The following is a 22,482-nucleotide window of genomic DNA, read 5'->3' on the forward strand; positions in this document are numbered from 1 at the left end:
CGCCGTCGCCGATGAAGCCGAACATCACGTTCGTGAACGCGGCCCTGTCAGGACGGCTTGCGCAGGTCCATGACCACCCAGCCGTCACCCAGTTCATGGCGCAGGGTCTCCAGCACGGCGTCCGCCTGCTGCCCGAACAGCTCCCACTGTTCCGCGGGCCACGGAGACGGATCCGGCGGATAGTCCCAGTCGAGTGAGGACTGGTACCACGCGCACAGTCTCTCCAGCTCAGCTCGGATGGCAGGACTGATCGGCAGACGTTCCAGCTCACACGGCGAGCCATAGGGGCTGTCGACGTCGGGGGCAGCGGGCGGCCCGGGCCACAACGGGGTGTGGTCGACGCCGTACTCGAAGAAGAACCGCAGGTGGTAGGGCACATCGCAGCCTCTCATAGCACCTGCCGACGCTCATCCTCGGCAGCACGGCTGCCACCGGACGACGAGCGACAAGCTGAGCCGTGTGGGTGGCCGCCTCCGGAGGCCCTCACATACCCAGCCGTACACCACGTCCGTGGACGTGACCTGACCGGCAGCCCGCGTCAGCAGACTTGTCTCTCGTTGGCCACTTCGAGTGCTCTGTGGCGCGCGCACACAGTCCGCGTGGGCAGAGCGTTGCGGCTGCACGGCACACCGTCCCAGGCTGTGCATAGGACGGTGTGCCGCGGCTCGGAGGTCATGTCACCCGCTTCTTCATGCACCTGCATCTGTTCTTCACGGCATGGTTTGCACAGTCGGTGGAGGAGAGCCTTGCCGGTCAGCAAGATGCGGCACCCGCACTCATGGCAGTTGTCCCGGGACGGTCCTTGCGGCATTGCGCCGCGCGAGCTCGTCACGGCCGGTCCGTCTACGTCGGGGCGGGCGGGAGCTTCGTCGGCGGAGCTAGGGTGCCCGCCGAGAGGGTCGAAGTGGCCTTGGCGTCGCCGCCGAACCGCGTGGATGTCGGCGACGACTTCCTCGCACACGGCACATGCAGAGCCGTTGGACCACATCACTCCGGTCTCACAGTCCAAGTGCCCGCATCCCCAGCGGGGCAGCGCGACACCGAGGATCCAGCGGCCGGGGTCACGAATGTCGGAGGGGAAGACACGGGCGAAGCGGACGGTGAGCCGGTGGCGCAGGCGCTCGGGCTCCATCCCCTCGCGGAGTTGACGACCCACCTCCTGGGCGATGCGGCGCACCACGTACGGGCTGTCGACCCGCTGCAGCAGCCAGTGCACGGGTTCGAGCACGGCGTAGATCTGCGGACTGAGAGTGAGCTGGGGCCCGTTGTAGGGCCGTTCCCCTCCCCCTCTCCTGTTTGTCTTCGGGTACCGGGATGAGGAGGGGGAGCTGTTGTCATCCGCGCGTAGCGCGAGACCTTCCGGCAGGTTCCTGGCCCGCAGCGAACCAAGGTTTTCCACAGCCCCAGCGGCCTTCACTACCTGAGTCTCGCCTACGGCGGGTGAGAAAAGACGGGGCTCGTACTCAGGTCGGGCAATCTTGTGGTCTTCCTTAGTCACGAGCGATCCGGCATGAACCGGGGAACCCGATCCTTCACCAACAGCAGGAAACTGTTGTGTTTCGGCCTCGGCGGGAAGGGAGTGGTCCGGGGGGCCTGTTGCGGAGGAGAGGGCCTGTCCGCTCGTGTGGGAGGAAGTCGAGCGGGGGATGTCGTGGGCAAGGTAGTGGTTGCGGCCCTGCCTGCCAGCCCGTCGCTGCACGGTGACCCAGCCCGAGGCCTCCAGCTCGTCCACGACGGATGCGGCGGCGGTCGCAGTGATCGGCTGTCCGGCCCGCTTTCCCGAGTGATGACGCAGGAACCCGGCGAGTTCGCTGAGCGCCAGCGGAATCCGCTGGGCCTGGGTGAACACCAGCACTGCGTACGTGCGGAGCTGACGTGGCGTGAGGTCCTCGCAAGCCGCGATGGGCAGCCAGACGAAACGTTCGGTGGGCGTCATGGAGCGGACGCGGCGGCGGGCGGTGGTGCCGGTGCCGCCGGGCAGCGAGCGGCGGGTGTTCTCGGCGAGTTCGGTCCGCCCGTCGGGGCGGGGGCTGCGCAGCTGGGCGAGACCCCGCTCGACGGATGAGGTCGACATGCCTAGGTAGGAGGCCAGTGTGGCGGCTCCGGCGGTGCAACCCTCCGGCCGTTGTCCGAGGGCCTTGACCTTCATGTAGACGGACAGAGCGATGTCGGCGTAGAAGGCGGACTCGACCAAGGTCCACGGCACCCGTACGCGCTGACGCCGCTCGGGCTTGGCTGCTTGGGAGGGCGCGGGGAGGGTCAGTTCCGTGCCGTGGCGGGCGGTGCCCTCCCCGGCACGGGGGCGGGCAGGTGCGGGGGGATGGGGCGAGGCCGGACCGGGTTGAGGCAACACTGAACCAGCCCTCGTGCTGGTAGCGATGATGTGCTCCTGGCAAGAAGGAAGAAGGCAATACGCCATCGCCGCTCGGCAGCGAGAGCTGTCGAACGCGGGGCGGGATGGAATTAGGAGAAGAGGGTGAGGGTCACCTCACGGGCGTTGCGGGCTGGTTGGTCGAGCGAGGTCGGCGGGCGCTGGGAGAGCTCGCCGGATGCCCGTCGAGGGCGGGCCTGATGCTCAGGCGGACGCCTTGGCGTGTGGGTTTCTCCGTCGACGGGGAGGCAGTGCGTTTATGGCGTCGGGAAGCTCGCAGATCCACAGACCGATGGGGATGCGGAACGCGGCGCGTCCGTCGAGGTGCTTGAGGTCGAAAGCGGCACGTTCGGCAGGTGTGGTGACCAGGTAGACGGAGTCCTCAAGTACCCACAGTGCGGTCTCGCGGGTGGTGAGAGGGTCGTCCACTGCCTGGCGGGCCGCTTCAACTGCGCTGGACTGCCACAGTTCAAGGTCCTGGCGGGCGCTGCGGGGGCGGCGGTTGCCAGGCCACACGATCTGGGAGACGAACGCGTAGACGCGCAGGGCGACGACTGCGTCCTCGAAGTGGGGCTCGTGCAGGATGCCTTGGTCGCGCGCCTTCCAGGCCCAGGATTCGCTCAGACCGGCGGCGGTTGCGACCGCACTGGCGCTGAGCTGGTCGTGCGTCACCGACATGGTCATCACTCCTGGAATACAAGGGTGGATCGTGGTGACTACGTTACCCGAAGTCCCGCAGAGTTCCTCCTGTCACTAGAGGATCCGCGTGTCGTCGCGTGGCCAGAAACTCGCAGCTCCCCCGTATTTGACGGTTTTTCAGTGGCTCGCGGGATCGTTAGCTCGTCTTCTTGCTCTCGTGTCAGATGGTTAGTTAGTTCGGGGGGAACGCGGATCGTTCGTCAGGCAGTTCGTCAGACAGTCAGTTACAGGGCAACAGCCAACGCAATATCCATGGGGATATCTGCAGATGTAGATGTGGGTGTGGCCCGCGCTTTCGCGCGGGCCACACCCACATCTACAAGGTCGCCCAGGCGGTCGGTACCGCTACGAGGACGTCGGGCGCTGCACCTTCGTCCGCCGCTCAGGTCGCTGCAACTCCCCCTCGGCGTCCAACGCCTGCAGCAAGTTCTCCAGGGCGGCGGAGACCACGTACAGTCCCCGCCGCCCGTAGTCCGCCTCCTGGAGCCCCTGATTGAGAGTGGAGACCAAGGCATAGGCAAGCGGTCCCACGCGGTACGTCGACTGCTTTCCGGCCCCCACCACGCCCATGCGGTCGTCGAGGAAGGCCTGCGCCATCTCGATCTGGGAGTCGACGTCCTCGGGGATGTGCCTCAGCGCGGCATCGAGGTAGTGCCCCTGCCCCAGCATGGTGTTCCCCGACGTGCGACGGTCGGTCTTGAGTCGTTCCTTGAGGTCTGCCAGCACCTCTGGATCGAGTCGGAAGCCGTAGCTCGTCCACGTCTCGGAGCGGATTTTCGCGTTGGCGAAGCTCTCGTGGACGGCCCCATGGGCCCAGGGCTTGCCGGGCCGCGGCCGACGCCGCTGGGCCGGCGCCTCCTCCCCCGCACCGGAGACATCCCGCCGAGCGGGCTCGGGCGCCAACGCGGCTTCCGCCTTGGGCTCGGGGGCAGACCTGTGTGTCTCGGCCTTGGGGGCGGCGGGGGGTGCGGCCGACGGGGCCTCGGCGGGCAGAGAGGGTTTGCGAGCATCAGGGGACTGCTCCGCACCGGCAACAGTCGTATCAACCGGGCTTGTCGCTGCGCCCGGGGCTTTGGCTTCCGCGGCCGTGGGAGCAGCGCTAGCGGCCTCGACGGCCTGCGACGGCACCGACCTGGTCGGCGACGCAGCCGGGGACGAGACGGGCGGCGCGGAGACGGGCGGCGCAGACGGAGCCGACCGGGGCGGAGCTTCCGACTCACGGTTCGCCCCCCCGAGGAAGGACCGCTCGGCGACCTGGTCGGCGCCGGCCAGCAGACCCGCCACCAACGACGTACCGCCGGCCTTGAAGTGACCGGGAGCCTTCTTCTTGGGCTTGGCCGCTGCCCTGCGCGGCGCCGACGAGGCTTCGTCGTTCTCGCTACTCAACGGAGTCCTCCAGCTCGATCGCCTCCGGGGTCTCCCACTTCTGAGCCGGCTGCTGCATGCGCTCAAGAATCTGCGTCATCAGCTGCCCGTACAGCTTGCCGGGCGCGTGACTGGCAAACCGAATGGCCGCCGGCACCCCGTAGGCGAAGGAATCAGAGATCCGGTTGTCGCTGCGGATGTCCGTCATGAAGGGCTGGAGGTCCGCATCCAGCATGCCGTTGCGGATGTTGACCTCCTGGGCCTTCCACTTCGACGGCGGATTCGAACGGTTCAGCACCGCGCCCAAGTACTGCGGATCGCATTCGCCGCCCGTACGGTCCTTGACGTACGCCACCGTGCCCCGCGTCGCGGCCGCACCCTTGAGCGCCGGATACTCGGGGACACACACCGTCACCACGTAATCAGCGGCGGCCAGCGCCGTAGCCGACAGCGACGACACTGCAGGCGGGGTGTCGATCACAACGAAGTCGAAGAGGTCGGCCACCTCGAGCAGCATGCGCCGCACAATCGGAGTGGCGTGATACCCCTTGCGGTGAATGATGTCCTGAACCGACGTCATCGTCGATTCCTCACTCGCCAGAAGATGCAGGGTGCCCGCATCCTCCCACTCGGCCAGAAGCTCACTGCGGTCATACCAGGCAGTCGCCAGATCCAGCGGCATGCCCTGCAGCCGTCCTTGAAGCACCCAGCCGAGGGAACGGGCCAGCTGCTCCCCGTCGGAGAGGTTGACGCCGAGAGCGGTACCGGCCTGAGCCTGCGGGTCCAGGTCCACGACCAGCACGCGAGCGCCTGCCAGGGCCAGGCTGGCGCCCAAATTCACGGTAGTGCTGGTCTTGCCGACCCCTCCCTTCTGGGTTGCGACGGCGATGACCTTCATCGCGACTACCGCCTCTCTGCCTCACGGCTGCTCGTGCCAGGTCTATTTGTACCCGTGACACCAGGTCAGACTGACAGTTCCGCAGTGGGGCGGACAGGAGAGAGGGGCCGCGTATGCCCCTTTGCTTCCTGTCTGTCCCACTGAGGAGTTCGGCCAGTGATCTAGTGACACGGGATCATCGAGGCCGACGATAACAGGATCTCCGTACCGCCTGTGAGGCGACGCGCGGAACTGCGTGCAATGCAAGGCCGCTGACACCACGTCATCGAAATGGCGGCGCGCCCGCATGGAGACGGCAGGTTGTCCGCGGGGCGGCCCGCGCGCCGCAGGTCACCGCGTCGGACCATCTGTCCGCAGCCACGCTCGGACCCGCCTGCGCTTGACCGTTCGACCGTCGGCAACGCCCACCGCCGTTTGGAGAACGAGTGTGTCCGACAGATCGCACGGGCGACCGTCAGACGGCTCGTTAGCTCTCGTGGCAGCAAGCACGTTAACTGGTCAGCCAGTTGGCCAGACAGCACGCGAGACACCTCGTCAGTTCGTAGGCGGGACAGAGAGCAAGTCGGCGAGACGGGTAGGCCGACAGTAAGCAAGCTGAGAAGACGGATCGTTCGTCAGCGCGTAGATCAGCACGTCCGCCAGCACGCAAGGCAGGCAGGCGGCAAGCAGGATGGTCCGTCAGCTCGCGCGCAACACCGATCGTAAGCGAGGTCGCAAGTATGCATGCTGGACAGACCGCAGGTCAGACCGTTCGTCAGTCGGCAAGCAACGCGGCACGTCAGTCAGCAACCTAGACCGTCAGTTAGATGGCAAGCAACACGGCAAGAAAGACAGTTAGTTATAGCGCAACAAGCATGCGGATATTCTAAGATGCATCAGTCGCTATAGAGGTCGACATATCTGACACAACATGCATCGTTATATTCAATTCAATTTCTATCGGGACTCGGATGAGTTTACCTATAGTTGCTGCAATGCTGCTACATAAGAGTACCTCGATCGACACATCTATCGTTATATGTGTAGGTCAGGGGTCTCATGGCAGCGATACAGAGGAAGTGATCTCAGCCGACCTGGAGCTGAAGCACATCGTGGCGTGGCTGATTCCGACAGGGCAATATCGGTCTCACTCACAGAGGCGATCCGTCGCCAGGCGCTCAATTCTTCCGCGCTCCGCCGACTCTCAACGGCCTCGGCGCGATGCTCTCAGAGCAACTCGCGCCGACTGTTTCGACCGGCCGAGCATCCAGCGGCGGACCCAGATGACGGCGTGCGAACTATTCGAGACGGTCACTCGAGGCCACATCGCTCATCGGCAGGCACCGGTCAGCGAGAGAAGAACGGACTTCGGCAGATCCGACAGCAACGCCCACGAGACGCAATGACGTTCGCAACGGCCTGTGCGAAGCAGCGTTCCGTGCCAAGGGGTGCTGCCACAGCCAGCTGGCGGTGTCATCGAGACCGGCCGCTCCAGAGGCCTTCATCTCCACGAAGGGCACGGCAGTCCCGCCTGTTCTCCGCACATATCCCGGCAATGAGCAGGGCCGAATCCAGTACATGGAGGGAGTGGCTGGGCACCATGCTCGTGCAGGCATACACCCACCACCCGTGCGTACATCGCTCATAAAAGGGCGCCTGCCCAGGGCACCCGGCGAAGAGCAACAGTGCCGTTGACTGAGCTGCGACAGCAGAAGGGGGGCAAGCCTTCGCCTGCCTTTCGAGAGGCTGTCGCAGGGGGAACCTCGGCACAATCCTCGGCCTCGGCAGCTCCACCGAGTTGCTGACGGCGCTGGGCTCAACTGCTGCCACAACGCCGCAGGCGCGGACCGAAGCTCGCCGCGAAATTTCACGCGGTCCCTGCGTTCGGGAGGAGCAGGTGCGCTGATCCTCAGTGGCCGCCGCGGGGTTCGAAGCAGCCGCTCTCCAGGAAGCGGCCGCTGACCTTGACCAGATAGTTGGTCGGCTGTGTGAACGCCGTGACGCAGGCGTCGTGACGGACCCGCAGGGCGATCAAGGAGCCTTCGGCCCTGACGGGGTGGGTGTCGGTGAGTCCGAGCCGCTCTCCCATGTCCTGCACGACGAGCGTTCCGGGGCCTTCGTCGGTGTCGGGTCCTTCGTTGCGGTACCCGAGCTGCAGCAGCGCCGCGCGCACCCGCTTCGGGTCCCATACTTTGTTGTCCCAGAGCCGTTTGAGTACGGGCTCGATGCGATCGGCTTCCCTCCGGGCGATCTCATCGCTGCCTGTGGACATGTCCTTGGGCACCTTGAAGCCGTTGTTCTCCCGGTAGTGCGGGGCTCCGTCGTGTGAGTCGGGTTCCACGTTGCCGCGTGCGGGGCCGATGGGGGAGCGCGTGGGCGAGGAGGAGAGGGGCGTACCGAGGCTGGGCCGGGTGCCGCTCGACGCCGCTCCGTTGCCCTGTTGGCCGCAGGAGGTGAGGGCCAGAGCGCTCCCCAGGAAGAGACCCGCCACGACGTACCTGGATCTGGATATTGGCATGAGGCGGACTCTGCCACGGCGCGCCGACGTGGTCGATGCCTGCCTGCGAAGCCGAAGCTCGTGACGGACCTGGGAGCTGCGGTGTACTGCTCGTCCGGCTCACATGCCCCGTGGCCGCCCGCCTGGCCTTTGACGCCTCATCAGAGAATCGCCCGCTCCTGCCGACTTCGGAGCGGCTTGGGCCCAGCGACCGATGAGGCCAATGAGATGTTGGCGAAGGATGAGAAAAAGGCCTGTGAGTCTGGATGCGGTACGCGGACTTGCGGCGTTGGGCATGTAGGCCGTGCACGTTGGCCCGGACGCCTACCGCGTAGCGGTGTGGGCGATTCACTGATCGCGGCAGAGGGCCGCTCGTCGGCCTGTTCGTCCTCGTTCGCTGGTTTTTCCCTGGCCGCCGTCCGCAACACGTGTCTCCGCCTACTGACCAGCGACCCGGCCCCGGGGATGCCCTCCGCGACCCAATAGCTCGCACCGACAAGGCGCGCGGAAAGGGTATGAACCCACCCTTCGCCAACCATCACGCCAAGCCGCCGACTGAGACGAAAGCCCGCTCACCGGCATGAGGTGAGACCCCGCGTACGTCGGCACCACCCGAAGCATCCTGACGGGGCCGGATGAAACGGTGGCTGACTCCGGCAAGTCCGGACAACCGCTGCGGCACGCGGGCCGTTCCGGGTTCACCACGGCCGTGGGTATACCGCGGTATACCCACCGGACCCTGCTCGCCCGGCAACTGGACGCCTTCGTCCGGCAGGTGACGTCCCATCGGCAGAGGTATCGCCCGGGCAACCAGCCTCGCGACGGCAAAGAGCCCATGCAAATGTCCGTTTCCGGATCTGAGATGCTGTCCCAGTCCGAGTACCGAGAATCTCTCGGGAAGCACACGGAAACGGAGCATCATGGCTTCCTCCATCCTTGTCGTATCCACCGACCCTCAAGGGTCAACCGTCTGGTGGGCCGACCGGATCGGCAATCTCCCCTTCGACTTCGCGACGGCCCACGAGGACCCCGCCAGCCTCGCCGCGCTGAAGGACCTGGGCGCCCAGATCCATGTCATCGCCAACCAGAAGGGCGGGGTGGGAAAGACCACCACCACCGTCAATCTGGCAGCCGTCGCCCACGATGTCCTGGGTGATACCGAGCAGCGGATGCACGTCTTCATCGACACCCCCGGCAGCCTCGAGAACGAGCACATCCTGGCCGCGGCCCTGGACATCGCCGATGACGTCCTCGTCCCGCTGCCGCCCGAGCCGCTCGCCTTCGACCCGACGGCCCGGACCATCAGCAAGGTCATCGAGCCGCGCGGGCTGCCGTACAAGGTCGTCATCAACGCCTGGGACCCCCGTGACGGCAAGGCCGACCGGGACGACACCATCGGGTACATCGACGCCAAGGGCTGGCCCCGGGCGAACACTGTGATCCGCCGCTACAAGATCCACACTCGCGCGGCGGCCGAGGGCAAGGTCGTCACGCAGTACGCCGACAACGGCACCACCCTGCGAGCCCGTGAGGACTACTTCCGCCTCGCCCTGGAGCTCGGGTACGGAGGCCGTCGCTGATGGCCGGCCAGCGCGTCAGCCTCGCAGGACTGGCCACCGAAACCGTCGAATCCGTCCCCGGCCGCAGCCGGCCCACCCTGGTCCACCTCCCGCCCGACCAGGTCGTCGCCACGCCGCTCAACCCACGCGAGGACTTCAGCGAGGAGGGCCTGCGCGAACTCGGCGAGAGCATGCGCCAAGGGCAGCTCCAGCCCTGCGTCGGCGTCACTCGCGCCGCGTACCTGAAGCTGTTCCCCGAACACGCCGACCAGCTTCCAAAGTGCCGCATCGTCATGGCCGCCGGCGAACGCCGCTGGCGCGCAGCGCAACAGGCCGGACTGCCCACCCTCGACGTCCACATCCGCGAGGACATTGCTGAGTCGCGCGTTCGCTTCCTTGCCGCGGTACTCACCGAGAACGTCGAGCGCGCCAACTTCAACTACATCGAGGAAGCCATCGGCCTCCAGCGCATGCTGGACATGACCTTCAACCAGCAAGTTGAAGCAGCCACAGCCCTCGGCAAGTCCAAGCAATGGTTCAACCAGCGCATCGGCCTGCTCCGCCTCACCGAGCCGATGCGCGACCTCGTCACCACGGGAAAACTCACCGCGTTCCGCGACATGCGGCGCTACTCGGCACTGCCCGCAGATGAGCAGCTGGCGGCGTGGCAGGCTGACCAGCGGAAGAAGAACGAGCCGAAATCGAAGCCTGCAGTTGAGGTGTCGACGACGGAGCAGCAGAGCCACGCGGCGACGGCATCGGCCGGGGGACCGGCCAACGGGTATACCGCGGTATACCCGCCTGCAGCACCGGAGGTCGAAGCCACCGCGGGTACTCCGGCGGTCGGCCAGCAACGAAGCCCTTCTGAGCAGCACGTGAGGAAGGCACCAAACTCGGCCGAGCAGACGGCTTCTGGGTATACCGCGGTATACCCAGAGCAGGCGGCCGTGCTGCAGAACGCGGAGAGCCTCGAGCCGCCCTCCGATGCAGTGCCTGAGCTTCAAGACGAGGGTGAGACTTCTGCGCTTGGTTCGCTGACGAAGAAGCCGCCCGTGAAGATGCCTTGGTCCGATCCGGCAGCAGTGGCTCAGATCATCATCACCAAGATGACGTTTGCCGACCGCAGTCGTTTGCGCGAGCTGCTGACGGCTCAGGAAGAGCGGGAGCAGCAAGGGAGCTTGAAGCTGCCTACTGCCTGAGTCGCGCGTCTGGGGTCCCGTCTCTCTGTCACCGTAACCGTGAGAGGGAAACGGGGCCCCTGTCGTTTTACTTCGGTGTAGGTCCATCGCGCTCGATGGAGGATCGCTCCGGCTCGCTCGTCTCATCCGAGCGTGGGCGAGCTCAGTAACGACTCATGGCCGACATTTGGGCATTTCTGAAAAATCATCAGAAAAGCGACCGTCAGAATGGTGCCGTAGAGCGCCGAACGTGAAACTGCCGGTGTGGCGGGACCTTCTTGAGGCTGAGAGGCGATGAGAGAGCCGTACAGAGCCTTTGGCCTAGTCGAGGATGTTCCTTTGCCTGCGTATCTGCTCTGCCAGCTGCTCAGACTGGCTCCGCGTTCCGTGACTACCGCGACAGCCATGCCATGGCACTCCCCGACCTGGCGTTCGCCCAGGTCGGCCTCGGCGCCCACGAAGACGCCCGCTGCTGCCTGCGCGAGTCCGTGAGCGCTGCCACCCGTCGGACCCGCTGGGCGACGTGCGCTCGCCCTCGTGCTGTCCGCCGAAGTAGAAGACCTGCTCGGCGGCACCGCCGCGGCGCAGTTCGCGGATGAAGCCCTGCGGCTGGCCCGAGCGAGCGACACGCCCACCCGGCAGGCCAAGGTCGAGAACCTCGTCGGGCGGGTCCACGGACGGCGTAGCGACCACGAGCGGGCGGCGCTGCTGCACCCCGACGCGCTCGAGCTCGCGGCGGCGATCCACTACCGGGCCGAGGAGGCCAACGCGCTGTACGGCACAACCGAGGCTGCCGAGGCCTCGGAGGACACGGCTTCGGCGGCGCGCCATCGGGAGGGCGCCGACGCGCTGAGCGCCTTCATGGGGCGCGCCACCGCATCGCTCAGCTGCAGACCGGTAGGGACTGGGCGATCGCGGGGCCCTTGCTGTCGGCCGGCACTGAGGTCGGATTCTTGCTGCCTGCGAGTGTCGGGGTGGCGGAACCCGTAGAGACTGCACCGGTGATGCCGAGTCCCAGAGCGGGGGCGGCCGCCGCGAACATGCCGACGAACTTGATGAGGGAGCTGCGCATGGTGCCGCCTGACGACCCGGCGTGGCGCTGGGAACCGGACCAGGCCTTCCACGGCCTGGCCCGGCACTACCGCCGGGCGCGGCACTGAACCCGTCCGTGTGGTCCGGCCCCGGCTTGGCCGGTGGTGTGCGCCGGGGGAGTGCGGGGGTGGGTTGTGCGTAGGGCCGGAAGGAGGCTGGGTAGGGTACGGGCGGTATGTACCGACAAAGGGGTGGGGTGGATGGTGAGCCGTCAGCAGACGTGGGCCGCAGCGGGTTTGGCCGTGGTGATCGCGCTGGGTGCGGTCGGCTGTTCCAGCGCGGACGGCGAGAAGTCTTCCGCCGACGCGAAGGCCTCGCCGTCTGTCTCCGCCTCTGGTGGCGCGACGGGTGCGGGTGGGGGTGCGGGGGGTGTGAAGGCGCTGCCCGGCCTGCCCGCCGTGTCGACGGCGCGCACGGAGCTGGCCGGGCTCAAGGTGGCTCCGGCGGGCTCGATGGCAGGGTACAGCCGCGACAAGTTCCAGCACTGGATCGGGCAGGGTGCCAAGTGCGACACCCGCGAGACGGTACTGGACCGGGACGGCACCGGCGTGAAGAAGGACGCCGAGTGCAAGCCGGTGTCGGGGAAGTGGGTCTCCCGCTACGACCACCTCACCGTGGACAGCGCGTCGAAGATGGATATCGACCACACGGTCCCGCTGGCCAACGCCTGGCGCTCGGGCGCGAATTCATGGACGCCCGAGCAGCGCAAGACGTTCGCGAACGACCTCACCCACCCGCAGCTCGTCGCCGTCTCCGCGACCAGCAACCGGGCCAAGGGTGATCAGAGTCCGGACCAGTGGGCGCCGCCCGCGAAGGACTACTGGTGTGCGTACGCCGAGTCGTGGACCGCGGTGAAAGCCACGTACAAGCTGACCGTCACCCAGGCGGAGAAGGCCAAGCTGACCGAGATGCTCAGCATGTGTGCCGCCTGAACGCCTGGTGCGCGTCGGGGTGGAGGGCGGTGCAGGATGGACAGCATGAACGGAAACCAGGAGCACGTGGCTGCGGGCGGGGCGGCGCGGTCGTTCACGGGCCGGGTCACCGCGGGCCCCGGTGGGGCGATGACGGACGAGGTCGGCGTGATCACTGGCGACCTCACTCTCACCACGAGCCTGGGCGACGACGACTTGGCCCGCTTCGCCGTTCAGTACACGGAGGCGGAGGAGTGGTACACCCTGACCGGCAGCCCCCGGTCTCTTCCGCCGGGCGGCCTTGAGGTGCTGCACGCCCGGACCCTGGAGGCGATCCGCGCGGGCGGCGCCGCCGAAGCGCCGACGGCGTAGGCGGGCCGTCGGCCGGGAGCGGCGACCCGGCCCCGCCCCCTTTCAGGTCCGCTCCACCACCGTCACATCCGTGCCCGCCTCCGGGATCGCCCGGATCTCCTGCTGCGGCAGGCCGTCGTCGACCACGAGCAGGTCGAAGTCGGTGAGCGGAGCCAGCGCGTACAGGCCGTCGCGGAGGAACTTCGTGTGGTCCGCGATCAGGACGCGGCGCGACGTGGCGCGGAGTATCGCCCGCTTGACCCGCACCGTTTCCGGGGGGACTACAGGGGCAACACGATCCCCAACCCCTGGACCGGCCCCTCAACCACGCCTGAAGGCAGAGTCCGTGGAGAGCCCGGTACTCGGAAAGTGCGGTGCCGGTGTTGCCGCGGGTCCCTTCTCTCCGTGCCGCTCTCCGAACCCGGCGTACCCGTTCAGGTTAGGTAATCGCGAAACGTTCCGGAGCCGCATATCGTTCTCATGGGCCGCCTGTCGGCCCTCGTCACAACTTTCATGTGAACGCCGAAACTCCAGGGAATTAGGAGCAGTTGACACCTGGCGGGGGTTCGGACCTTACCGTGCGTGAGGTGGCTACCGGAGGATGCCGACGGCGAGGAAGAAGGCACCTAGGGGGACCCAGAAGGCGCCGACGATGCGCAGGGTCTTGGGCGTTGCGGTGCCGACGCGTGGAGTGAGCTGCGCGTACAGGTGGAAGGCCCGTTCGGCGGCATTCGCGACGTTGGTCACGAAGAGCATGCCGACGATGAGGAAGACTGCGCCGATTGCCGCAAAGAACATCATTTCTCCTTCTTTTGTTCCCACAGAGTCCACCCATCGGCCTGGCTGAAGCCCGTGGAGATCTCGGCTCCCAGACCAAGGCCCAGGCCTCCTTCGAAGGTTGCGACGTCGTCGCCCTTCGAGTTAGTGGTTCCGATGGCGTTTTGGTGGCTTCCCCAGAGACCGACGCCTGGGTGGATGGAGCCGCTCTTGTCCCAGCCCGTGCCCTTGAGCTGACTGATGTCGTCGGCGTTGCTTTTGACGACACCGACGTTGGCGGATGCCCCGAAGTCCCATCCCGCAGTGGCGGTGGAGCCGGCGTACATGAAGTTGATCTGGGATCGTCCGTCGGGGGTCCGGGTGTTGACGAGGGAGATCTCTCCGCCGACGCCGATTCCGAACCCGAGTGAGCCACTGAGACTGATGCCCTGGGTGTTGTTGAAGCCGGTAGCGTCCGCCAGCCCCTCCACAGTGGCGCTCATGAGCTTGCTGCCAAGGTTGCCGGGCTGGGAGAATCCGCGAGCAGCGCCGTTGACCCCTCGGGCCAGTGTCTCCAGTATCCCGGCCTTGTGGGCGAGCTCCTTGGCCTTACGGTCGGCTTCGGCCTTGCGTTCCGCCTCCGCCTTCTTGGCCGCTTTTTCGTAGGTCCCGATGTCGCCGACTGCCTGCCCATTGAATCCGTTGAGTGTCCCGTCCAGGGGGTTCGCGTCGACGACGACGGCTTTCAGCGCGGTGGTGAGGTCCGAGTCGGCGTCCCCCATGGCCTTGACCAGGTGGTCGACGCGATCCTGCCAGGAGGCCACTGCCTTGCGTACGCCCTCCTGGTAGTCCGGGTCGTGGTGCAGCGCGGTCTTCTCGCCGTCGGACAGCTGCGTGTAGTCGTAGGTGACCACTCCCTGGTCCGAGACCTGCATCTTCGCTTCGAGAGCTTCTTGCCTCGCGGCGGTCAGCTTGCCCTTGAGGCCGGCGAAGTTCGCGTGGGCCTCCCGCAGGAGCGATGCGACGGCTTTCGCCTCGGTCTGCGCGTACTGGAACTCCCGGAGCGTGATGTCGAAGCGCCGGTTCGCCGCATCGGCGGTCAGACCCTGCCACGAGGTGCCCATGGAGATGCCGTGGACGTCCCGCTGGTAGGCCTTCTCGCGTTTCTCGAACTCCTTGGCCATGCCGTCCCAACGGTCGGCTGCGCTGGTGAGCGTCGCCAGATCCGTGCTCATGATTTCGTGGTAGGCCGGCATGCGTTCCCCTGTTGCCGTGCGGAGAGGGTTCAGTACTTGTCGAGCGCTGACGGCGGCCCGACCTGGCTGCCCACACCCACGTCGGTTCTCTGCCACAGGGAGTTGGTACTGCGCAGGGCGCCCTTCTCCGAACCGAGCCTGTTCATCAGGTTTTTGACCTGTCCATCCCAGGCCTCATGTGCCGTGGCGAGTGCGGCTGAAGCCAGCCAGCCGTGACCGTTCCTGGCCCCGAACTCCCTGACAACTGTTGAGGTCTGCTCGTCGGCCCAGGCGCCTGATTCACGGGTATCCGGCTCGATGTGCTGCTCGATTGCCTGGGCTGCCGCCGCCTTCTGAGCCGGACTCGACGCAAAGTCCTTTCGGTCACCGGCCGACCCTGATGGAAAAGTCGCCCCACCAGCGTCGGCCGGCATCTGGTTGAGCTCCACACCGACGGGACGGCCTGCCGGCGTGCTGTCCGTTGCTGCCGGCTCCGTACCTGCCATGACCCGCACACCTCCCCGTAGCGAACGACCGATGAAACGACGCGGCGACACTACCAAGCGATCTTGCGCGGTCAGGGGAGGGGTACTGCCTTCCTACTCGCCGCTGGCCACGCGGAATCAGATGCCCGGATGACGCTCGCTGGCGAGACAGACCGTCGTTCGAAGCCATCGACGGCAACACCGAAATGTGTGGGGTACTTGTCAGTCTCCTTGGCCTCGCGGCAAAGAGCCCTGCCGCAACGGCCTGAAGAGTCGTCCCTGCCGTGGCAGGGTGGACGGATCTTCGTTGCCTTCGGCTCGGGGGCAAGCGAGGCGACAAGGCTAGGGGAGGGGGCGCGGGTGGCCGCGACTCAGCTGACACGCACGCACCGCATTCTGATCGGGGTGGTGGTCGCGGGTGCCGTGGTGATCGCCGGGATCGGTTTCGCGGGTTCGTACGCGGCGGTCCGCGAGCTCGCGCTCAAGAAGGGCTTCGGGAACTTCTCCTACGTCTTCCCGATCGGCATCGACGCGGGCATCTGTGTGCTGCTCGCCCTCGACCTGCTCCTGACCTGGATGCGCATCCCGTTCCCGCTCCTGCGCCAGACCGCCTGGCTGCTCACGGCCGCCACGATCGCCTTCAACGGCGCCGCCGCCTGGCCGGACCCGCTGGGCGTGGGCATGCACGCGGTCATCCCGGTCCTGTTCGTGGTCTCCGTCGAAGCGGCCCGGCACGCGGTCGGCCGGATCGCCGACATCACCGCCGACAAGCACATGGAAGGCGTCCGCCTCACCCGCTGGCTGCTCTCCCCCGTCCCCACCTTCCTCCTGTGGCGCCGCATGAAACTGTGGGAGCTGCGCTCCTACGAGCAGGTCATCAAGCTCGAACAGGACCGCCTCGTCTACCGCGCCCGCCTCCAGTCCGTCTACGGCCGCGCCTGGCGCCGCAAGGCCCCCGTCGAATCCCTCATGCCGCTGCGCCTCGCGAAGTTCGGCGTGCCGCTCGCCGAGACCGCCCCGGCCGGGCTCGCCGCCGCCGGCATGGAACCGGTGCTGCTTCCGCCCGCGCCGGTGATCGTGCAGCACGAGGCGCAGCCCGAACTGCCCCCGGCCCACAACCGCTCCGCCCCCGAGGAGCCCCCGCGCCAGGCCCCGGACCAGGCCAAGACCCAGGCCCCGCAGCCCGAGGCGGAGCAGCCCACCACGCACGAGAGCCCCTGGTTCGCCGCCCAGCACGTCTCGCCCGAGGTGTACGAGGGCACGTACGACCCGGCCTTCGCGGAAGCGGAAGCGGAGGCAGAAGCGGAAGCCGGGCTCCAGCCGGACCAGGCACCGGAGCAGGCCCCGATGCCGGAGGCGCCCGCGGCACCCGCTGCTGAGGAAGGCATGCCGCGTCCCTCGACCGGATCGGACTCCGAGCCGGGAGGGGTGCAGGAGACCGGCAACGAGACCGTTCTCAGCGGACCGTCGCCCAGCCCGGAGGAGGAGCCTGCGGGCGGTGACGGACCGGAGCAGGGGAGGGGCGGCCAGAACGGCAAGGCTGTGGACCAGACGCTGACCGTCGTGGACCGGTATTTTCTAGCCTGGGAGGGCTACCTCGCGCAGCACGACCAGGAGCCCACCGCCCCGCAGCTCTCCCAGCATCTCGCCGCACTGGGCGTCCTGACCCGGAACGGCTCACCCGTCGCTCCGGCCACGCTGCGCCGCTATCTGCTGGAGTTCCGCATCTACAACGTGTGGGCCGAACAGCGTGAGATCCAAGCTGAACCCGCCGTCCCTGCGGTGCTGGAGGAACTCGCCCGGCGCGGTGTCACCGGCCAGTACAACCGGCCCCTGGAGGCGGCGACCGTGGAGGAGTTCCTCGCCAACTTCCGCCGCCGCTACCAGGTGTTCTCGCTCGACATGAGCAACTCCGCCCCCTGACCTGACGGTCGGGCCACTGCGCACACCGGTGCGCATCCTAGGGTGAAGGCAGCCGGTCGGCGGTGCCCCCCCGTCATCGCCGACCGGCCCTCAGACTCGGTGCACGCAGCACCGGCCGGAGCGGGGGACAGGGGAGAGACATCGTGGTGAGGGCCTGGCTTGTCGACGAGGGTGCGCGGCTGTCGGCGCTGGAGCTGCCCGCTGATGATGCGGGTGCGCAGTATGCGCAGATCCGTAGCGCGGTGGGCGGGAGCGGCGCGGAGGCTGCCTACTATCACCGCGGCTCGGTGCTGCACGTTCCCGCGACCGGCAGCACGGACGGGCTCAGCCCGAACCTGGCCGTGTGGGCCTTGGCTTGCGGCTGGCGGAAGATGGAACTGCCTTACCTGCTGTACGGGCCGATTGTGATCACCGGCCCCTACGACGCGGACGGCGCCGCGGTGGGGGAGTTGTCTGATCGGCTCACTGCGCAGGTGCGCACCGTGTGTGAAACGGTTAGGGAAACCGTGATCGGCTGGCGCACCCGGCGACCGGCCTCGAACGAGGCGGCCTTGGGCGAGCTCCTGGCCTACGCCCGGCGTGACTTGGCCGCCGTGAGCTGACTGCGCATAACGGGCCGTCCACGCGATGGGGTGCGCACTGGCGGTGCGCACCCCGAACCCGTTGCGGAACGGCCGACGGTGCGCTGCGCGCAGCGCAGCGAGATGGGGAAAGGGGCCCCGGGCCTGCGCAGGCACTTCAAGGCCGCGTCGACCGGCGCTCGGAGTCGCATTCCACGTGCTGCGAGCGGTCAACGTCCCGAGCGGCGCGGCACTGTCATCGCGCGATCATTCCCACCACGGTGCCGCAGATGAGGAATGGACCGTAGGGGATCGCTGACTTCGCATGGGCTCTGCGCAGCGCTATCAGTCCCAGCCCGAAGGCCGCGGCGAGGAGTTGGCCGGCGATGGCACCGAGGGCGAGTGTGCGCCAGCCGTACCAGCCGAGCATGGCCCCGAGCGCGACGGCGAGTTTTACGTCGCCGAACCCCAGACTCCGAGGACTGATCAGGAAGAGGACGAAGTAGCCGCCGCCCAGGGCCAGGGCACCGCTCAGTGCGGCCGGCCAGGATCCGCCTGCGTTCGGGAGGAGAGCTGTGGCGCCGAGCAGGAGCAGCGTTGCGGCCGTGAGGGGGAGGGTCAGGACGTCGGGCAGGCGGTGGACGGTGACGTCGACCCAGGCGAGCAGCACAAGGATCGGCGTGATGAGTAGCCAGACGGCCAGTTCGGGCCTGGGCTCCGTTGTATAGGCCAGAGCACCGCACATCAGGATGGTGATCAGAGCGACGACTGGAGCAGGGGGCCCGTACCAGCGCCGGGCGCAGGGAGCGGTCCGGTTCTCGGTGGCGCAGTTCTTGCAGTGGGGGAGTCCGAGCCAGGCCTGTGCGGGGTGTCCGGCCGGGCACAGCGCCCGCCAGTTCTCGCCTGCCGGGACGGCCAGTTTGTACACGGCGCGCGGCAGGAGCAGTCCGGCAAGGGCACCGTAGGCGACGGCGAAGGTCACGAGCATGCGCACCGGCCGGGCCTGCGAACAGCGTTGCCGGCACGGACTCTGACCCGGTGGGGCGCGGATCCGCGTGAGGCATCAGGGCCTGGGCTCTGGGCGGTTGGCCGACTGCGCAGGTCCTGGACAGCCGGATGCGCAGTGCGCACCGGCGGCTGCGCACTGCCCGACCGGGTTGCGCACACGTCTGCGGCGCGGTGCGCACGGTTGCTGGCCGGCGACCGTGCGCCTGCCTGCGGCTGGCGGATGTTCCTGGCGGTCCTAGAAACCTTGTGCACGCTGTCCCGCTCCGAGAAGGGTGTCGATGAGGTGTTCGGTCTCGGGGTCCAGCGGGCACCGGTTGTCGCGGCTGATCTGCTGGACGCGGGTGGAGGCGGTGAAGAGGCCGGGGCGGTTTCCGGCGGCGTGTTCGATGCGCAGCCAGTCGCGGTAGATGATCTCTGCCGTCTCGTCCACCTCAAGTCCCGTGGCGACGGCCTGGCGGGCGGCGGCGAGGTCGTGTTGGGGGCCGGGGGCCATGCGCCAGGTGGCGACGGTGTGGGCGGCGTCGACGATCCGGGTGATCATCTCTTGCTGGTGCGGCAGTGCCCAGGGCAGGGTGTTGGCGCCGAAGGGCTTCCCGCGTACCAGGCCGAGGGCGCGCTCCAGTTCACCTACGCAGGCGGGCCCGCCTGCCAGGGCCCGCTCGGCGAGCTGCTCGAACCGGGTCCAGTCGCACCGCACCTGGGGGGAGAGGTTGTAGGTGTCGTCGCGGGCGGTGCGGCGCGGTACGTAGGGGTTGCCGTGTGGGTCGTCGCCGAAGCCGCGGCGGAGATCGCCCAGCCGGGAGTCGAGGGTCTTCTTCGACCAGGGAGTGAGCGGGTCCATGTCGACGCAGAGGGTGTCGGCGCGGCGGCCCGGCTTGAAGAACAGCAGGGCGGCGAGTTGAGCTGCCCGGGGGCCGTGGCCGGAGCTGGAGAGGCCGGGGGCGTGTACGGGACCGAGCACGCTGATTTCGGGGGCGTGCAGATCGTGGGTCTCTGCCGTGTCCCCCTTGTCTCCCTCGTCGGTTGCGGCGGGCGCAGCACTCACGGTGGAGGGGGCCGGCTCGAATGCCTCGGCCTCGGTGGATGGGGTGGCGGGGGTGTCGGCGGGCTGCGGACTGGGCGCCAGGGGCCCGGCGGGCACGAGGTGGAGGGCGGCCGGGTCGGTGCTGGCGGTCACCAGTGCCGGGAACGCTCCCAGGCTCGTGGGCGCAGGGGCCTGCGGGCCGGCCTGGGCCTTGGGGGCGGCGGAAGCGGGTTCCGCCTCGGCGGGCGCGGGCGTGGTGGGTGTGGTGGCGGGAGGTGCGTCGGGTTCGGCCGGCACGTTCTGCCAGGCACCTTCGGCGGGGATGGATGGTTGGCCGGAGATCCGGAGTTCGGCTGCGATCTGCTGGAAGGCCGCGTCGTCGAGGCGCTGCAGCCGGATCGGGAGGCCGATGGTGTCCATGTCCTGGAGTTCGGATGAGGAGGCGTCGAGGATCTCGGCGTCGGGGAAGTGGTGGCTGGCCTGGGAGGCGGAGGCGACCAGGGTCACCGGGAGGTCGCCCGCTTTGTCGAGGGCCTCGGCGAGCTGCCAGGCGGTGTCGCTGTCCAGCTCTGCCGCACACAGCAGGAGGTAGGGCAGGGCGGCTTCGTCGGGTTGTTGGTAGGCGGTGAGCATCCAGTCGCCGAGGTCGCGCACGGCGTGGGCGGGCTCGCGCTTGTGCGCGATACGTGAGGTGGGCAGCAGGTGCGGCAGTTCGTCGCCGAACCCGAGCGTCACGATCTCCACGTGCTCGGCCCAGGGGCTCATCCCGAGCTCCAGCGCGATGGAGGTGCACGCCTCACGGATGTGCTCGACCGTGCCGTCCAGCAGGACGACACGCGGGTGGGCCAGGTTGAGGAGCACGACGCTGTCGTCCTCGGTGGCGCCGATGGTGGTCAGGACCGGATAGGGGGCCGCGACGGATGCGGCCTCGTCACCGCTGAGCAGCGCCGCGGTGGTGGGGAGCTCCCACCAGCCGTCCGCTCCCTCCACGAAGGGACGTTGAGGGGAGGTGCCCGCTTCGCCGGGCAGAACTTCTATGGCCTGCCGGCTGAGCCGGGCGGCTCGGATCACGGGGAGCGGCCGGTTGTCGGCCCGGGCATGGTGGGCCAGGGTGCGCAGGGCGACGTCGAGTTCGTCGACGAGGGTGGGTGCGGCGGCTTCGGACAGCTGGGCTGCGGCCGGCGAGGTTTCCTCGGCGATGGCGATCGTCTCGCCGGGGGCTCGGCGTCGGCGCTGGAGGATGCGGCGCAGCGTGAGGGCGCCGGTGATGGCGGCGGCCAGGAGCGCGAAGGCCCCGGCCACGGTGGTGAGCTGGACGTGCTGGCGTGCGGAGGGGCCGGGCTGCGCAGCCGGAGGAGTTACGGGCGTGGCCGGGGCGGAGGGGACCGTGGAGGGGGCTGCGGAGGGGGTCGCAGCGGGAGGGCGGCTGGCGGAGGGGGTGGCGGGTGCCGGGGTGGAGGGGGCTTGCCGGGCTGGTGTTTCGGTCGGGGCTGCGGGTGTGGCCGAAGGGGCCTGCGGCCGGGGAGTGTCGTGGGGTGGGGCGGGGGCGGGCGCAGCCGGGGCCGGAGCCGGGTTCTCTGTGGTGGGCGGCGCAGCGGTGTGTCCCGGGCTTTCGGGTGCGGGCGTGGCGGGTGTGGGGATGTCGAGGCTCCAGCCCACTTCGAGTTCGTCGGGGTCGGTCAGCCGGCCGCCGGTGGGCTGGGGCTTGTCCCGGTTCGCGTCGAAGATTTCCTGGTAGCGGGCGCCGTCGTGGTACTCGCGTGCGGCGATCGTCCAGAGGCTGTCGCCGGGGCGGACGGTGTCGCGGTGCGGCGCGCCCGCCGGCGTGGTGCCCACGGTCTGGGCGGGGACGGTGAGGTTGAGCAGCGGCAGGTCGGCGGGAAGCTGAAGGATCCAGCCCGGCTGGATGGGTGAGTTGGTGCGGAAGGTCGTGCCGTCGGCCATGGTGCGGCCCTCGTTCGCGGCGGCGATCTTGGTGTAGAGCTCGCCGTGGCCGGTGAGGTGTTCAGCGATGCTCCACAGGCTCTCGGCGGGACGCATCTCGCGCACCGTGTAGGTGTGGTGGGCCGTGGGCGCCTGGGAGGTGGCGGAGGCCGGTGCCGTGGCCGCTGCCGGTGCGGCGGAATGAGCCGTGGGCGCGGGGGAGGCCTGGCCGGGGAGTTGGGTGGCGGTGACCGCGTGCGCGGTGGCCGGGGCGGCCAGTGCCGTGCTGGTGGGCAGCAGGACCAGGATGCTGCCCACCAGCGTGGCCGCGGCGCGCTGGCTCAGCTGCAGCCCCGGCAGTCGGGGCGCGCTGCGGCCCCTGAGCCGGGCCGGGATCTCCACGAGCAGCGAGACGACGAAGGACAGCCAGCCGGTCCAGCCGACGGCCGCGACGAACAGCAGCGCCACACTGGTGGTGTCGGTGCGGGTGAACAGATGACTCAGTCCGTCCAGGCCACCGGGCAGCAGCGCGGCACTGGCCTGCCACAGCAGCCAGGGCAGGCCCGCGAGGAGGGCCGCCAGCGCCAGGAGCGCGGCCAGGGCGCGCAGGACGGCGGACAGCGTGCGCCGACGGCGGGCAGCGGGGCGGGGGAGGGCCATGAGCAGTC

At 68.3% G+C, this 22,482-nt stretch carries 19 protein-coding genes; 7 read left to right on the top strand and 12 right to left on the bottom strand.

Translation table 11 applies throughout. From position 1 onward, the window contains the following. Window positions 1–47: 47 nt before the first annotated feature. The 6 genes from OHA17_RS41310 to OHA17_RS41335 form a co-directional block, all read right to left on the bottom strand. Entirely contained in the window at window positions 48–392 is a 345-nt protein-coding gene (locus tag OHA17_RS41310; RefSeq protein ID WP_331721484.1) for a hypothetical protein, read from the bottom strand. A gap of 146 nt (window positions 393–538) precedes the next feature. Continuing rightward, window positions 539–2,194 (bottom strand): hypothetical protein, encoded by a 1,656-nt coding sequence (locus OHA17_RS41315; protein WP_406510987.1) that lies wholly within the window; start codon window positions 2,192–2,194, stop codon window positions 539–541. Window positions 2,195–2,575: 381 nt separating this feature from the next. After that, window positions 2,576–3,049 (bottom strand): hypothetical protein, encoded by a 474-nt coding sequence (locus OHA17_RS41320; protein ID WP_331721486.1) that lies wholly within the window; start codon window positions 3,047–3,049, stop codon window positions 2,576–2,578. Window positions 3,050–3,415: 366 nt separating this feature from the next. Beyond that, window positions 3,416–4,456 carry a hypothetical protein gene (locus OHA17_RS41325; protein WP_331721487.1) on the bottom strand — a complete coding sequence of 347 codons (1,041 nt, stop codon included), beginning with the start codon at window positions 4,454–4,456 and terminating at the stop codon, window positions 3,416–3,418. Then, the gene (locus OHA17_RS41330) at window positions 4,449–5,333 is read right to left on the bottom strand and encodes a ParA family protein (protein ID WP_331721488.1); all 885 of its coding nucleotides are present in this window, start codon (window positions 5,331–5,333) and stop codon (window positions 4,449–4,451) included. The genes OHA17_RS41325 and OHA17_RS41330 overlap by 8 nt, the downstream gene beginning before the upstream one ends. A 1,888-nt stretch (window positions 5,334–7,221) precedes the next feature. After that, window positions 7,222–7,830 (bottom strand): hypothetical protein, encoded by a 609-nt coding sequence (locus tag OHA17_RS41335; RefSeq protein WP_331721489.1) that lies wholly within the window; start codon window positions 7,828–7,830, stop codon window positions 7,222–7,224. Window positions 7,831–8,729: 899 nt separating this feature from the next. Between OHA17_RS41335 and OHA17_RS41340 the strand changes: the two genes are divergently transcribed. From OHA17_RS41340 to OHA17_RS41360, 5 genes are all read left to right on the top strand, one after another. Further along, window positions 8,730–9,389 (top strand): ParA family protein, encoded by a 660-nt coding sequence (locus tag OHA17_RS41340; protein ID WP_331721490.1) that lies wholly within the window; start codon window positions 8,730–8,732, stop codon window positions 9,387–9,389. Beyond that, on the top strand, window positions 9,389–10,567 hold the full coding sequence (locus OHA17_RS41345) for a ParB/RepB/Spo0J family partition protein (protein WP_331721491.1): 1,179 nt from the start codon (window positions 9,389–9,391) through the stop codon (window positions 10,565–10,567). The genes OHA17_RS41340 and OHA17_RS41345 overlap by 1 nt, the downstream gene beginning before the upstream one ends. 516 nt (window positions 10,568–11,083) lie before the next feature. Beyond that, a complete protein-coding gene (locus OHA17_RS41350) occupies window positions 11,084–11,536 on the top strand; it encodes a hypothetical protein (protein ID WP_331721492.1) in 453 nt (150 codons plus the stop codon). A gap of 302 nt (window positions 11,537–11,838) precedes the next feature. Beyond that, a complete protein-coding gene (locus tag OHA17_RS41355; protein WP_406510988.1) occupies window positions 11,839–12,570 on the top strand; it encodes an HNH endonuclease family protein in 732 nt (243 codons plus the stop codon). Window positions 12,571–12,615: 45 nt separating this feature from the next. Then, window positions 12,616–12,921, top strand: a complete 306-nt coding sequence (locus tag OHA17_RS41360) for a hypothetical protein (RefSeq protein ID WP_331721585.1) — start codon at window positions 12,616–12,618, stop codon at window positions 12,919–12,921. Window positions 12,922–12,963: 42 nt separating this feature from the next. Here the strand turns inward: OHA17_RS41360 and OHA17_RS41365 are convergent, their stop codons facing one another. From OHA17_RS41365 to OHA17_RS41380, 4 genes are all read right to left on the bottom strand, one after another. Continuing rightward, on the bottom strand, window positions 12,964–13,167 hold the full coding sequence (locus OHA17_RS41365; RefSeq protein ID WP_331721494.1) for a hypothetical protein: 204 nt from the start codon (window positions 13,165–13,167) through the stop codon (window positions 12,964–12,966). 324 nt (window positions 13,168–13,491) lie between these two features. Continuing rightward, the gene (locus OHA17_RS41370) at window positions 13,492–13,698 is read right to left on the bottom strand and encodes a hypothetical protein (RefSeq protein ID WP_331721495.1); all 207 of its coding nucleotides are present in this window, start codon (window positions 13,696–13,698) and stop codon (window positions 13,492–13,494) included. Continuing rightward, the gene (locus OHA17_RS41375) at window positions 13,698–14,891 is read right to left on the bottom strand and encodes a hypothetical protein (protein WP_331721496.1); all 1,194 of its coding nucleotides are present in this window, start codon (window positions 14,889–14,891) and stop codon (window positions 13,698–13,700) included. The genes OHA17_RS41370 and OHA17_RS41375 overlap by 1 nt, the downstream gene beginning before the upstream one ends. Window positions 14,892–14,941: 50 nt before the next feature. Continuing rightward, window positions 14,942–15,397: a hypothetical protein gene (locus tag OHA17_RS41380; protein WP_331721497.1), complete on the bottom strand. Its 456-nt coding sequence runs from the start codon at window positions 15,395–15,397 to the stop codon at window positions 14,942–14,944. A gap of 339 nt (window positions 15,398–15,736) precedes the next feature. On the opposite strand from OHA17_RS41380, the gene OHA17_RS41385 reads away from it, so the two are divergent. Next, a complete protein-coding gene (locus OHA17_RS41385) occupies window positions 15,737–17,299 on the top strand; it encodes a DUF2637 domain-containing protein (protein WP_331721498.1) in 1,563 nt (520 codons plus the stop codon). A 143-nt stretch (window positions 17,300–17,442) separates the two neighbouring features. Continuing rightward, window positions 17,443–17,901: a hypothetical protein gene (locus tag OHA17_RS41390; RefSeq protein WP_331721499.1), complete on the top strand. Its 459-nt coding sequence runs from the start codon at window positions 17,443–17,445 to the stop codon at window positions 17,899–17,901. Window positions 17,902–18,115: 214 nt separating this feature from the next. On the opposite strand, the gene OHA17_RS41395 is transcribed toward OHA17_RS41390, so the two are convergent. Together OHA17_RS41395 and OHA17_RS41400 are read right to left on the bottom strand one after the other, a co-directional pair. Then, on the bottom strand, window positions 18,116–18,847 hold the full coding sequence (locus OHA17_RS41395) for an A24 family peptidase (RefSeq protein ID WP_331721586.1): 732 nt from the start codon (window positions 18,845–18,847) through the stop codon (window positions 18,116–18,118). A gap of 255 nt (window positions 18,848–19,102) precedes the next feature. After that, window positions 19,103–22,474: a LysM peptidoglycan-binding domain-containing protein gene (locus OHA17_RS41400; RefSeq protein ID WP_331721500.1), complete on the bottom strand. Its 3,372-nt coding sequence runs from the start codon at window positions 22,472–22,474 to the stop codon at window positions 19,103–19,105. Between the last annotated feature and the right edge of the window lie 8 nt (window positions 22,475–22,482).

This window comes from Streptomyces sp. NBC_00212, assembly GCF_045206365.1.
Classification (GTDB): Bacteria; Actinomycetota; Actinomycetes; order Streptomycetales; family Streptomycetaceae; genus Streptomyces.

Bases quoted from the DNA above. Each gene is read 5' to 3' on its own strand.
- OHA17_RS41310 (WP_331721484.1), bottom strand. From the start codon at position 392: ATGAGAGGCTGCGATGTGCCCTACCACCTGCGGTTCTTCTTCGAGTAC.
- OHA17_RS41320 (WP_331721486.1), bottom strand. From the start codon at position 3,049: ATGTCGGTGACGCACGACCAGCTCAGCGCCAGTGCGGTCGCAACCGCC.
- OHA17_RS41330 (WP_331721488.1), bottom strand. From the start codon at position 5,333: ATGAAGGTCATCGCCGTCGCAACCCAGAAGGGAGGGGTCGGCAAGACC.
- OHA17_RS41335 (WP_331721489.1), bottom strand. From the start codon at position 7,830: ATGCCAATATCCAGATCCAGGTACGTCGTGGCGGGTCTCTTCCTGGGG.
- OHA17_RS41340 (WP_331721490.1), top strand. From the start codon at position 8,730: ATGGCTTCCTCCATCCTTGTCGTATCCACCGACCCTCAAGGGTCAACC.
- OHA17_RS41345 (WP_331721491.1), top strand. From the start codon at position 9,389: ATGGCCGGCCAGCGCGTCAGCCTCGCAGGACTGGCCACCGAAACCGTC.
- OHA17_RS41355 (WP_406510988.1), top strand. From the start codon at position 11,839: ATGGTGAGCCGTCAGCAGACGTGGGCCGCAGCGGGTTTGGCCGTGGTG.
- OHA17_RS41360 (WP_331721585.1), top strand. From the start codon at position 12,616: ATGAACGGAAACCAGGAGCACGTGGCTGCGGGCGGGGCGGCGCGGTCG.
- OHA17_RS41370 (WP_331721495.1), bottom strand. From the start codon at position 13,698: ATGTTCTTTGCGGCAATCGGCGCAGTCTTCCTCATCGTCGGCATGCTC.
- OHA17_RS41375 (WP_331721496.1), bottom strand. From the start codon at position 14,891: ATGAGCACGGATCTGGCGACGCTCACCAGCGCAGCCGACCGTTGGGAC.
- OHA17_RS41380 (WP_331721497.1), bottom strand. From the start codon at position 15,397: ATGGCAGGTACGGAGCCGGCAGCAACGGACAGCACGCCGGCAGGCCGT.
- OHA17_RS41395 (WP_331721586.1), bottom strand. From the start codon at position 18,847: ATGCTCGTGACCTTCGCCGTCGCCTACGGTGCCCTTGCCGGACTGCTC.
- OHA17_RS41400 (WP_331721500.1), bottom strand. From the start codon at position 22,474: ATGGCCCTCCCCCGCCCCGCTGCCCGCCGTCGGCGCACGCTGTCCGCC.